Raw genomic sequence first — 11,608 nt, forward strand, 5'->3', positions numbered from 1 at the left:
GTGCTGTCGGATGTGTCCGCGATCGAAGTGGACTATCTGCAGGTGCGCGATCCTGCACTTGGGCCCGCGCCGCTGCACGGTCCCGCCCGGCTGCTGGTTGCGGCCCGGCTCGGTGCCACCAGACTCCTCGACAACGTCGCGATTGAAATCAGTACCACCGTCGGCGTCGACGGGCGTGAGCCCGCGGTTGCGGCCGGAAACTCTGAATCACCCTGGAGGAACTGATGTTACGAACAATGCTCAAGTCGAAGATCCACCGGGCAACCGTCACGCAGGCAGACCTGCACTACGTCGGCTCGGTGACCATCGACGCCGACTTGATGGATGCGGCCGACCTGCTCGAGGGTGAACAGGTCACCATCGTCGACATCGACAACGGCGCCCGGCTGGTCACCTATGCCATCACCGGGGAGCGTGGCAGCGGCGTGATTGGAATCAACGGCGCTGCAGCGCATCTCGTGCATCCCGGTGACTTGGTGATCCTGATTGCCTACGGCACGATGCAGGATGCCGAGGCACGGAGCTACCAACCGAGGATCGTCTTCGTCGACTCCGACAACCGTCCCGTCGACCTCGGGCACGATCCGGCGTTCGTACCCGCCGATGCCGGTGAGTTGGTCTCGCCGCGATGAAGGTCGTCTAGCGTGCTGCTGGCAATCGACGTCCGCAACACCCACACCGTTGTCGGCTTGCTCTCCGGTTCGAAGGAGCACGCAAAGGTAGTGCAGCAGTGGCGGATTCGTACCGAATCAGAAGTCACCGCTGACGAGCTGGCTTTGACCATCGACGGGTTGATTGGTGATGACTCCGATCAGCTGACCGGTGCGGCCGCTCTGTCTACCGTTCCATCGGTGCTGCACGAAGTGCGGGTGATGCTGGAGCAGTACTGGCCGTCGGTGCCGCATGTGCTGATCGAACCTGGGGTCCGCACCGGCATCCCGCTTCTGGTCGACAATCCGAAAGAGGTCGGCGCAGATCGAATTGTCAACTGCCTAGCGGCTTATCAGAAGTACGGGACCGCGGCGATCGTGATCGACTTCGGCTCATCGATCTGCGTGGACGTGGTGTCGGCCAAAGGCGAATTCCTCGGCGGCGCTATCGCGCCGGGGATACAGGTTTCCTCCGACGCGGCTGCTGCGCGCTCGGCCGCATTGCGGCGGGTGGAGCTGGCCCGGCCGCGGTCGGTGGTTGGCAAGAACACCGTGGAATGCATGCAGGCGGGCGCGGTGTTCGGTTTCGCCGGGCTGGTGGATGGCCTGGTCGGTCGCATCCGCGACGACGTGGACGGTTTCGCAGGCGACAGCGTCACGGTGGTGGCGACTGGCCACACCGCGCCGCTGCTGCTGGCCGAACTGCATTCCGTCGACCACTACGACCAGCATCTGACCCTGCACGGGCTGCGGCTGGTGTTCGAACGCAACCGGGATAGCCAGCGCGGACGGCTCAAGACAGCGCGCTGAACGTGCATCCTGGGTGGCGGAATCGGGGAATTCTCGCCGGAGGTACACGCTCGGCGCCGTAACCGCACACTCGATGGCGCAGGCGTTCATTTAAGCTGGCACGTCGTGAACGCTGACGACGAGGATCGTCCGCAGGACAGTCCGCAGGACCTTCCTGGGGACCTTCCCGAGCAATTCCGGATCCGCCGGGACAAGCGTGCTCGGTTGTCGGAGCAGGGCCGCGACCCTTACCCCGTCGAAGTCGGCCGCACCCATACGCTGGCGCAGATTCGTGCTGCATACCCCGACTTGCCCGCCGATTCGACTACCGGCGACATCGTCGGCGTGGCCGGTCGGGTGGTGTTCGCCCGCAATTCGGGGAAATTGTGTTTTGCGACACTGCAAGAAGGCGACGGCACCCACCTGCAGGCGATGCTCAGCCTGGCCAGCGTCGGTGCGGAAGAGCTTGACGCGTGGAAAGCCGACGTGGATATCGGCGACATCGTCTGCGTGCACGGAGAGGTGATCAGCTCACGGCGCGGCGAGCTGTCCGTCCTGGGCGATAGCTGGCAGATGGCATCCAAGGCGCTGCGGCCGCTGCCGGTGGCGCACAAAGACATGAGCGAAGAGTCGCGGGTGCGGCAGCGCTACGTCGACCTGATCGTCCGTCCCCAGGCACGCACGGGCGCACGGCTGCGGATCGCTGTTATTCGCGCGATACGGTCCGCGCTGGAGCAGCGCGGGTTTCTCGAAGTCGAGACGCCGATGTTGCAAACTCTGGCGGGGGGTGCAGCGGCTCGGCCGTTCGTAACCCACTCCAATGCTCTCGACATCGATCTATACCTTCGGATCGCACCGGAACTGTTCCTCAAACGATGTGTCGTTGGTGGGTTCGACAAGGTCTTCGAACTTAATCGGGTGTTCCGAAACGAAGGTGCCGATTCCACACATTCTCCCGAATTTTCGATGTTGGAGACCTATCAGGCGTATGGAACGTATGACGATTCGGCGGTCGTGACACGCGAGCTTATTCAACAGGTGGCTGACGAGGCGATCGGCACTAGACAACTGTCACTACCCGACGGCAGTGTCTATGACATCGATGGAGAATGGGCGTCGATACAAATGTATCCGTCGCTATCCAGCGCGCTCGGCGAAGAGATCACACCGAACACCCCGGTTGACCGCTTACTTGCGATCGCCGAGTCACTCGGTGTCGAGGTGCCGGCCGACCGCGGGTATGGGCATGGCAAGTTAGTCGAAGAATTATGGGAACATGCTGTCGGCGCCAGCTTGACCGCACCCACCTTTGTTCGGGATTTTCCGGTGGAGACAACGCCTTTGACGCGTCAACACCGCAGCATCCCAGGTGTCACCGAGAAGTGGGACCTTTATATTCGCGGAGTCGAACTGGCCACCGGATATTCGGAATTGATCGACCCGGTGGTGCAGCGGGAGAGGTTCGCTGAACAAGCGAGAGCGGCCGCTGCCGGCGATCACGAGGCGATGGCGCTCGACGAGGATTTTCTGGCCGCGCTGGAGTACGCTATGCCGCCGTGCACCGGAACGGGAATGGGTATCGATCGGTTGTTGATGGCTTTGACTGGTCTGTCAATTAGGGAGACTGTATTGTTCCCGATTGTTCGTCCACATAGCAACTGACGTCATCTATGGTGACGTATTGAATACCGCGCCTTCCTATGGCAGATTGGTGTTGTTGGGGGCGGTCCAAAACAACTCGCACAGTAAGTGCGCAGGAAGAAAGCGTGAGGCTCAGCCAATGGCGAAGAAAGTGACCGTCACCCTGGTCGATGATTTCGACGGTGAGGGCGCCGCCGATGAAACCGTCGAATTCGGCCTCGACGGGGTGACCTATGAGATCGACCTTTCGAACAAAAATGCCACGAAACTGCGCAATGACTTGAAGCAGTGGGTCGAAGCCGGCCGTCGGGTCGGCGGTCGTCGGCGCGGACGTTCGGCCACCGGGCGCGGCCGCGGAGCCATCGACCGTGAGCAGAGCGCCGCGATCCGGGATTGGGCCCGTCGCAATGGGCACAACGTGTCGACTCGGGGCCGCATCCCGGCCGACGTCATCGACGCATTCCACGCCGCGACCTGACCCGTCACCACACGCCGCAAAGCCGGACCAGCACCGAACGCGGGCTGGTCCGGCTTTCGCTGGTGGCGAACTGATCACCCACCCGGGCGGGAACCGTTTTGCCGGTTTACCGCGTTGCTTTCATTACGGCTCTGTTGTAGCCGGGCATATGCCGATGGCCTTAACGACCGCAAGGTAGGAAGCCTGGCGAGCCGCCCATTACAGTGGATGGCAGGTACGCAAGTGTCGGCTCCTGTGCCGACAATGACGAAGTACCGATGTGAGGGAGAGCAGGTAACCCGATGTTCGAACGATTTACCGACCGTGCCCGCAGGGTCGTCGTCCTGGCGCAAGAAGAGGCCCGGATGCTCAACCACAACTACATCGGCACCGAGCACATCCTGTTGGGTCTTATTCATGAAGGCGAAGGTGTAGCCGCAAAGTCGCTGGAATCGCTGGGCATCTCGCTGGAAGGTGTCCGCAGCCAGGTCGAGGAGATCATCGGCCAGGGCCAGCAGGCCCCGTCGGGGCACATCCCGTTTACCCCGCGCGCCAAGAAGGTGCTCGAGCTGAGCCTGCGTGAAGCGCTGCAGCTGGGCCACAACTACATCGGCACCGAGCACATTCTGCTCGGCTTGATCCGTGAGGGTGAAGGCGTTGCCGCCCAGGTGTTGGTCAAGCTGGGCGCCGAGCTGACCCGGGTGCGTCAGCAGGTGATCCAGCTGCTGTCCGGTTACCAGGGCAAGGAGACGGCCGAGGCCGGCACTGGCGGCCGGGGTGGCGAGTCCGGCAGCCCGTCCACATCGCTTGTCCTCGACCAGTTCGGACGCAACCTGACGGCCGCCGCGATGGAAGGCAAGCTCGACCCCGTCATCGGCCGCGAGAAGGAAATCGAGCGGGTGATGCAGGTGCTGAGCCGGCGCACCAAGAACAACCCGGTGCTCATCGGTGAACCCGGCGTTGGGAAGACCGCGGTGGTCGAGGGTCTGGCGCAGGCCATCGTGCACGGCGAGGTGCCCGAGACGCTGAAGGACAAGCAGCTTTACACGCTGGATCTGGGATCGCTGGTGGCGGGCAGCCGCTACCGCGGTGACTTCGAGGAGCGCCTGAAGAAGGTGCTCAAGGAGATCAACACCCGCGGCGACATCATCTTGTTCATCGACGAGTTGCACACCCTGGTGGGTGCCGGCGCCGCCGAAGGCGCGATCGACGCCGCTTCGATCCTCAAGCCCAAGCTGGCCCGCGGCGAACTGCAAACGATCGGCGCCACCACGCTCGACGAGTACCGCAAGTACATCGAGAAGGACGCCGCGCTGGAGCGCCGCTTCCAGCCGGTCCAGGTCGGTGAGCCGACGGTGGCGCACACCATCGAGATCCTCAAGGGCCTGCGGGACCGCTACGAAGCGCACCACCGGGTGTCCATCACCGATTCTGCGATCACGGCTGCGGCCACCCTGGCCGACCGCTACATCAATGACCGGTTCCTGCCGGACAAGGCGATCGACCTGATCGACGAGGCCGGCGCGCGGATGCGGATTCGCCGGATGACCGCGCCGCCAGACCTGCGTGAGTTCGACGAGAAGATCGCCGAAGCCCGCCGGGAGAAGGAGTCCGCGATCGACGCGCAGGACTTCGAGAAAGCGGCCAGCCTCCGCGACCGCGAAAAGCAACTCGTGGCTCAGCGCGCCGAGCGCGAAAAGCAATGGCGATCAGGCGATATGGATGTGGTCGCCGAGGTCGACGACAACGAGATCGCCGAGGTGCTGGGCAACTGGACCGGCATCCCGGTGGTCAAGCTCACCGAGGCCGAAACCACCCGGCTGCTGCGCATGGAAGACGAGGTGCACAAGCGGATCATCGGCCAGGATGACGCGGTCAAGGCGGTGTCCAAGGCGATCCGTCGTACCCGCGCCGGGTTGAAGGACCCCAAGCGCCCGTCCGGCTCGTTCATCTTCGCCGGCCCGTCCGGCGTCGGCAAGACCGAGCTGTCCAGGGCGCTGGCCAACTTCTTGTTCGGCGACGACGACGCGCTCATCCAGATCGACATGGGCGAGTTCCACGACCGGTTCACCGCGTCGCGATTGTTCGGCGCCCCACCGGGATACGTCGGCTACGAGGAGGGCGGCCAGCTCACCGAGAAGGTGCGGCGCAAGCCGTTCTCGGTGGTGCTGTTCGACGAGATCGAGAAGGCGCACCAGGAGATCTACAACAGCCTGTTGCAGGTGCTCGAGGACGGCCGGCTGACCGACGGGCAGGGCCGCACGGTGGACTTCAAGAACACCGTGCTGATCTTCACGTCCAACCTCGGCACCGCCGACATCTCGAAGGCGGTCGGCCTGGGCTTCACCCAGGGTGGCGGCGAGAACAACTACGAGCGGATGAAGCAGAAGGTCAACGACGAGCTGAAGAAGCACTTCCGCCCGGAGTTCCTCAACCGTATCGACGACATCATCGTCTTCCACCAGCTGACTCGCGACGAGATCATCCGGATGGTCGACCTGATGATCGGCCGGGTGGAAAAGCAGCTGAAGAGCAAAGACATGGCGCTGGAGCTCACCGACAAAGCCAAGTCATTGCTGGCCAAGCGTGGCTTCGACCCGGTGCTGGGTGCTCGCCCGTTGCGGCGCACCATCCAGCGCGAGATCGAGGACCAGCTGTCCGAGAAGATCCTGTTCGAGGAGGTCGGTCCGGGTCAGATTGTCACCGTCGACGTGGACAACTGGGACGGCGAGGGTGCCGGCGAGGAAGCGGCGTTCACCTTCACCGGGGCCCGCAAGCCGGCCGAGCCCACCGAGCCGGATCTGGCCAAGGCCGGCGCCCACGCTGCCGGCACCGCGGAGACGGCCACGCAGTAACCGCTTTGCCGAGTGGCCAGTTAAGACACGTTTCTTTACAGAAGTTGTGTCATAACTGGCCACTCGCGCGTTGCGGCCCTCAGCGCTGCGCGGGTAGCAGCGCGAAGACCTGTTTTGCGACCTGCAGCATCCAACTCGTCACGCTCGGCCCGTGATCGCGTGGCCAATTCAGCTGGAAACTCACCACCCACGGCTGCCCCGATCTGTCGACTGCATACCAGCTGAACGTCAAATCACCCGGCAGGCCACCGGCTTTCGCACCGATATAGGGCCATTCGCGGCGATCCAGGTTGATACCGGGAGCAGCTGCCAAGATCTGCTTGACGGGCGCAGCTTTGCCCACCGCGGCGGCCTGCAGTGCCACGTGCACCCGGCAGATGTCCTCCGCGCTGCCATACCATTCTGCGCCGTAACCTGAGGCCGGCACGTGGGCGCGCAGCGGATCTGGTTCATAGAAGCGGGAATTGGCTTGCTGCAGCATTTGCTCCCGAACCTGCGGGTTGGCTACCTTCCACTGCTCACGCAGATCCGGCTGCCCCCAAGCAACCGAGAACAACTCGTACATGGTCGGAAAAGGGGTCATGGCGGCCGGGTCATGATGGCCCGCCTCGGCCAACGCGCTCTCGACTGCGTGAGTGCCGACTTTTCCGATCAGCATGTCTGTGGCCATGTTGTCGCTGGTAGCGATCATCTTTTCAGCGGCTGTTCGCACCGAAATATGCGCTCCCACAGGCAAATCCATCCCCGTGCCGACCGCCTTACCCTTTTCGGTGATGGTCAACTGATCGTCCCAGGACACTGTTCCGGCTTTGACCGCATCCGCGACGGCGTAGAGCACATACAGCTTGAAGATCGACGCCAACGGGAGTGGCTGCGCAGTATTGGTTCCCGCGATCCGATCGCACTGACCGTCATCGACCTTGGCGACCTGCCACGAGTAGCGGGCGTCGGTCTTGCCCAGTGTGGTATCGATGTCGTGCCAGGAGGAGATCGTCGCTGCTTGTGTGGTGACCTCGAACCCGTCGACCAATGTGTCGTCGCCGGTATGTATCCGGATGTCTTGCCGGCCACCGTAGGACGTGATCAGTTGCAGTGTGCCGGTGCCCGCCTTGAGGTCCACTCCGCTTAGCGTGAACGGACGATCCCACCAGAGTGCTTCCATGCTGGCCTCGACCGGCTTGATCATGTCGGCGGTAGCGAGGGTGGCGACTCCGATTGGACCGATAGGCCAGTCGGAGTTGAGCATGTCGAGGGTCTGCTGGGCCCGCAGACCGGCCGGAGTCCTCATGTCGATCCGCCGGCCGGCGCCCGCTGCATTGGCGGACGGAGTCGGCGGCGGGGCGCATCCTGGAGCCAGCACGGCGACCAGCGTGGCGGCGGCGGTCAATGCCGCGACGCGGTGCCGGACCTGGCGCCGCGGGTTACGCCTTCTGGCCGGATCCGGCAACGTCCAGCACAACCTCGAATTCCAGCAATGACGCGCCGGTGGCCACCGGGTTAGCCCGATGGCCGGCGTGGGCCTCGATAGCCGGGCCGGTAGCCCATGCCTGGAATGCCTCTTCGGACTCCCACTGCGTCACCACGAAGTAGCGGTCTTCGCCCTTGATCGGGCGAAGCAGCTGAAAGCCGAGGAAGCCCGGCGAGTTCTCGACCGCGTGTGCGCGATGAGCGAACCGCTTCTCCAGTTCAGGGCCTGCGTCGGCGGGCACCTCGATTGCGTTGATCTTCACCACTGGCATGCCGTTAGGCTACCGTGCCGCGAATGGCGGCCGATCTGCTCACCTATCGCGGTGGCCGAGGCGACCCGGTGGTCTTGGCGCACGGCCTGATGGGCCGCGGCACCACCTGGCCGCGTCAGCTGCCGTGGCTGACCGGGCTGGGCGCTGTCTACACCTACGACGCGCCCTGGCACCGCGGCCGCGACGTGGACGATCCCTACCCGATCAGCACCGAACGCTTCGTGGCCGACCTCGGCGATGCGGTGGCTGCCCTCGGCACGCCCGCGCGGCTAATCGGGCATTCCATGGGCGGGCTGCACTCATGGTGTTTGGCCGCCGAGCGTCCCGACCTGGTCTTGGCGCTAGTGGTCGAAGACATGGCCCCGGACTTCCAGGGCCGCACCACCGGACCCTGGGAGCCGTGGCTGCACAAACTGCCCGGCGAATTCGACTCTGCGGAACAGGTATTCGCCGAGTTCGGGCCAGTCGCCGGACAGTACTTCCTGGAGGCGTTTGATCGCACACCGACCGGATGGCGGCTGCACGGTCACACCTCGCGGTGGATCGAGATCGCTGCAGAATGGGGCACGCGCGACTACTGGGCGCAGTGGCGGGCGGTGCGATCACCCGCACTGCTGATCGAGGCGGGTAATTCGGTCACTCCTCCCGGCCAGATGCGTTCGATGAACGAAATCGGTTACCGAACAGAGTATTTGCATGTACCCGGTGCGGGGCATTTGGTTCACGACGAGGCGCCCGGAGTTTATCGGCAAGCGGTCGAGTCGTTTCTGGCCGCGACTTAAGCCCTCTTCAGCCCGCTTCGCCGACCAACGCAAACCGTCCATCGGACATCTGTTTCACCAGACCATCGGCAAGCAGTGAATTCAGCGCTCGCTCGCGCTGCTCGGTATCGGTCAGCCAAGCGACATCCAGCTCGGCGCGGGTGACCGGGAACTTATTGTCGCGCAAGACATCCAACAGCCTGCCGCGAACTTGTCGGTCCGTTCCGGCATAGGCCTGCGGCCGACGAGCGGGCCCCTGCGGTGGCGGATAGCCGGCCTCCCGCCATCGACAGCGGCTCAGCGGGCACAGCCCACACCGCGGCGCCCGCGCGGTGCACACGGTAGCGCCAAGTTCCATCAGCGCCGCTGAAAATCGGTGCGCCGAACCATCATTGGGCAGCAACGCGGATACGTCGGCATGGTCGCGAACGGTGGAGGCCGCAGCGGCGTCCGCGCGGCCATGCACAACGCGAGCCACCACCCGGCGAACATTGGTATCGACTACGGGCACCGGCTGCTGGTAGGCGAAGCACGCCACTGCGCGGGCGGTATAACTGCCAATCCCCGGCAGCTTAAGCAGGATCTCCACGTCGTCAGGGACCACGTCACCGTAGTCGCGGGCGATCACGGTCGCGCACTCGTGCAGGCGCTTGGCCCGCCGCGGATAGCCCAGCTTGCCCCATGCCCGCACGATGTCTGCCGCGCTGGCCGCCGCAGTCGCCGATGCCGTCGGCCACCGCGCTACCCAGTCGCGCCAGATCGGCAGCACCCGCGACACCGGCGTCTGCTGCAACATGAATTCGCTGACCAGGATTTGCCACGGCGTTACCGCGGGATCTCGCCAGGGCAGATCGCGTCGCGACCAGTCGTACCAGTCGAGGAGTTCACGTTGCGTTGGTGAGAGCTTCATAGGTGGCTACGGCAGAATGTGCGGCATGCCCAATACCAGTCCGATAACCGCGTGGAAAGCACTCAAAGAGGGTAACGAGCGGTTCGTCGCGGGCCAGCCTGAGCACCCGAGCCAAAGCGTCGAGCACCGCGCCAGCCTGGCTAAGGGCCAGACGCCCACCGTGGCGCTTTTCGGCTGCGGGGACAGCCGGGTGGCCGCCGAGATCATCTTCGATCAGGGCCTGGGTGACATGTTCGTGGTCCGAACGGCAGGGCACGTGATCGACTCCGCGGTCTTGGGCTCAATCGAATTTGCGGTGACGGTGCTCGACGTGCCGCTCATCGTGATCCTGGGCCACAACAGCTGCGGGGCGGTCAAGGCGACGCTCGCCGCACTCGACGACGGCGTGCTGCCCGGCGGGTATGTGCGCGACGTAGTCGAGCGGGTGGCACCGTCGATCCTGTTGGGCCGCCGGGAGGGCTTGACCCGGATCGACGAGTTCGAGGCACGGCACGTGGCCGAGACCGGGGCGCAGCTGATGGCTCGCTCGATGGCGATTGCCGAACGGGTGAACGCGGGAACGTTGGGGATTGTCGGCGTCACCTACCACCTTTCCGACGGGCGCGTCGTGCTGCGCGATGCGATCGGCGAAATCGGCGACGCGCCCTAGGTCGGGTACCGCGGCGCGACGACGCCATGGTCGTAGGCGTAGACAATGGCCGCGGCCCTATCCCGCAGGTCCAGCTTGACGAAGATGCGACCGATGTGACTTTTCACGGTCAACTCCGAAATGCATGGTTCGTCAGCGATTTCGGCGTTGGAGCGGGCCCTGACCGATCAGCCTGAGCACATCGCGTTCGCGCGCGGTCACCTCGGCGACGGTGTCGGATCGATGTTCGCCTGCGATACGACGATAAGTGGTCAGTACCCGTGATCGTCCGGACTTTCCTGACGCCGTCGCTGGTGGCGCTGCTGGGACGCTGGTTCTGGTGGCCACGGCTGCCCGGCCGCCCACCCCGTCGGCGGATCAGTGAGACCGCAGCTAAGTGGGCGACACGCCGAGTCGGGTCGAGCCAGTCGACGTGACCTGGGCTTACCGTGTGAATGTGCTGGATCTGGAACCGCGGGGCCCGTTACCGCCGGAGATCTATTGGCGACGCCGGGGATTGGCGTTGGGCATTGGGGTCGTCGTGGTCGGCATCGTGATCGCCATTGTCGTCGCTGTGCTGAGCAGCAGCGCCGGCGCCAACACCACCGGCGGCAAGTCTGGCGCGGCGGGGCAGAAGCCGCCCGCCGCAGCCGGCGCCGGCCCGGAGGTCAAGAGCCCGGTGGTACCGCCAGCGGGGCAAAACTCCGGCCCGGCGGAGACGCCGACGGCAGCCGTGCAACCACCGCCGGTGCTCAAGGAAGGCGACGACTGCCCCGACTCCACGCTGGCGGTTTTGGGCCTGACCAACGCGCCTCAGTACTTCATCGGTGACCAGCCGAAATTCGCGATGGTCGTGACCAATATCGGGCTGGTGGCGTGCAAGCGTGATGTCGGCGCGGCCGTGCTGGCAGCCTATGTCTATTCGTTGGACAACAAGCGGTTGTGGTCCAACCTGGACTGTGCGCCCTCCAACGAGACACTGGTCAAGACGTTCGCACCGGGCGAGCAGGTGACCACCGCGGTGACCTGGACGGGTATGGGGTCGGCGCCGCACTGCCCGCTGCCCCGGCCGCCGATCGGGCCCGGTACTTACAACCTCGTGGTGCAGCTGGGCAATCTGCGCTCGGCCGCGGTCCCGTTCGTCCTGGCGCCGCCCCCACCACCGGGCGCCGCACCTG

Annotated in this window: 11 protein-coding genes and 2 pseudogenes; 9 read left to right on the plus strand and 4 right to left on the minus strand. The window is 64.6% G+C overall.

Going from position 1 to position 11,608, the window contains the following annotated elements:
- From WB785_RS22670 to clpC1, 6 genes and pseudogenes are all read left to right on the plus strand, one after another.
- Positions 1-225 (plus strand): annotated as a pseudogene (locus WB785_RS22670) (pantoate--beta-alanine ligase); the annotation flags it as partial.
- Complete coding sequence (gene panD, locus WB785_RS22675) at positions 225-632, plus strand: aspartate 1-decarboxylase (protein ID WP_424082031.1); 408 nt, start codon at positions 225-227, stop codon at positions 630-632. The pseudogene WB785_RS22670 and the gene panD, both read left to right, overlap by 1 nt.
- A 12-nt stretch (positions 633-644) precedes the next feature.
- Positions 645-1,460 carry a type III pantothenate kinase gene (locus WB785_RS22680; protein ID WP_424082033.1) on the plus strand — a complete coding sequence of 272 codons (816 nt, stop codon included), beginning with the start codon at positions 645-647 and terminating at the stop codon, positions 1,458-1,460.
- Between the two features lie 105 nt (positions 1,461-1,565).
- Positions 1,566-3,101 (plus strand): lysine--tRNA ligase, encoded by a 1,536-nt coding sequence (gene lysS, locus WB785_RS22685; protein WP_424082034.1) that lies wholly within the window; start codon positions 1,566-1,568, stop codon positions 3,099-3,101.
- Between the two features lie 118 nt (positions 3,102-3,219).
- Positions 3,220-3,558: a histone-like nucleoid-structuring protein Lsr2 gene (lsr2, locus tag WB785_RS22690; RefSeq protein WP_424082036.1), complete on the plus strand. Its 339-nt coding sequence runs from the start codon at positions 3,220-3,222 to the stop codon at positions 3,556-3,558.
- Positions 3,559-3,839: 281 nt separating this feature from the next.
- Positions 3,840-6,392: an ATP-dependent protease ATP-binding subunit ClpC gene (gene clpC1 / locus WB785_RS22695; protein ID WP_424082038.1), complete on the plus strand. Its 2,553-nt coding sequence runs from the start codon at positions 3,840-3,842 to the stop codon at positions 6,390-6,392.
- Between the two features lie 79 nt (positions 6,393-6,471).
- Here clpC1 and WB785_RS22700 read toward each other — a convergent pair whose 3' ends face one another.
- The gene (locus tag WB785_RS22700; RefSeq protein WP_424082040.1) at positions 6,472-7,851 is read right to left on the minus strand and encodes a serine hydrolase; all 1,380 of its coding nucleotides are present in this window, start codon (positions 7,849-7,851) and stop codon (positions 6,472-6,474) included.
- Positions 7,814-8,131, minus strand: a complete 318-nt coding sequence (gene mhuD, locus WB785_RS22705) for a mycobilin-forming heme oxygenase MhuD (protein WP_424082042.1) — start codon at positions 8,129-8,131, stop codon at positions 7,814-7,816. Before mhuD ends, WB785_RS22700 begins: the two co-directional genes overlap by 38 nt.
- Positions 8,132-8,145: 14 nt before the next feature.
- On the opposite strand from mhuD, the gene WB785_RS22710 reads away from it, so the two are divergent.
- Positions 8,146-8,913, plus strand: a complete 768-nt coding sequence (locus WB785_RS22710) for an alpha/beta fold hydrolase (protein WP_424082044.1) — start codon at positions 8,146-8,148, stop codon at positions 8,911-8,913.
- A 7-nt stretch (positions 8,914-8,920) separates the two neighbouring features.
- On the opposite strand, the gene WB785_RS22715 is transcribed toward WB785_RS22710, so the two are convergent.
- Positions 8,921-9,802 carry an A/G-specific adenine glycosylase gene (locus WB785_RS22715; RefSeq protein ID WP_424082046.1) on the minus strand — a complete coding sequence of 294 codons (882 nt, stop codon included), beginning with the start codon at positions 9,800-9,802 and terminating at the stop codon, positions 8,921-8,923.
- A 25-nt stretch (positions 9,803-9,827) separates the two neighbouring features.
- On the opposite strand from WB785_RS22715, the gene WB785_RS22720 reads away from it, so the two are divergent.
- Positions 9,828-10,451: a carbonic anhydrase gene (locus WB785_RS22720; protein ID WP_424082048.1), complete on the plus strand. Its 624-nt coding sequence runs from the start codon at positions 9,828-9,830 to the stop codon at positions 10,449-10,451.
- Here WB785_RS22720 and WB785_RS22725 read toward each other — a convergent pair.
- Positions 10,448-10,715, minus strand: a pseudogene (locus WB785_RS22725) (response regulator transcription factor); the annotation flags it as partial. The gene WB785_RS22720 and the pseudogene WB785_RS22725 sit on opposite strands and share 4 nt — an antisense overlap.
- A gap of 172 nt (positions 10,716-10,887) precedes the next feature.
- Here WB785_RS22725 and WB785_RS22730 point away from each other — a divergent pair.
- A partial coding sequence (locus tag WB785_RS22730) for a hypothetical protein (RefSeq protein ID WP_424082050.1) occupies positions 10,888-11,608 on the plus strand: 721 nt, incomplete at its 3' end.

This window comes from Mycobacterium sp., from assembly GCF_049585075.1.
Taxonomy (GTDB): domain Bacteria; phylum Actinomycetota; class Actinomycetes; order Mycobacteriales; family Mycobacteriaceae; genus Mycobacterium.

What these genes read in the sequence shown, in the direction of transcription:
- WB785_RS22720 (WP_424082048.1), top strand. Translation starts at nt 9,828, where the DNA reads ATGCCCAATACCAGTCCGATAACCGCGTGGAAAGCACTCAAAGAGGGT.
- WB785_RS22715 (WP_424082046.1), bottom strand. Translation starts at nt 9,802, where the DNA reads ATGAAGCTCTCACCAACGCAACGTGAACTCCTCGACTGGTACGACTGG.
- panD (WP_424082031.1), top strand. Translation starts at nt 225, where the DNA reads ATGTTACGAACAATGCTCAAGTCGAAGATCCACCGGGCAACCGTCACG.
- lsr2 (WP_424082036.1), top strand. Translation starts at nt 3,220, where the DNA reads ATGGCGAAGAAAGTGACCGTCACCCTGGTCGATGATTTCGACGGTGAG.
- clpC1 (WP_424082038.1), top strand. Translation starts at nt 3,840, where the DNA reads ATGTTCGAACGATTTACCGACCGTGCCCGCAGGGTCGTCGTCCTGGCG.
- mhuD (WP_424082042.1), bottom strand. Translation starts at nt 8,131, where the DNA reads ATGCCAGTGGTGAAGATCAACGCAATCGAGGTGCCCGCCGACGCAGGC.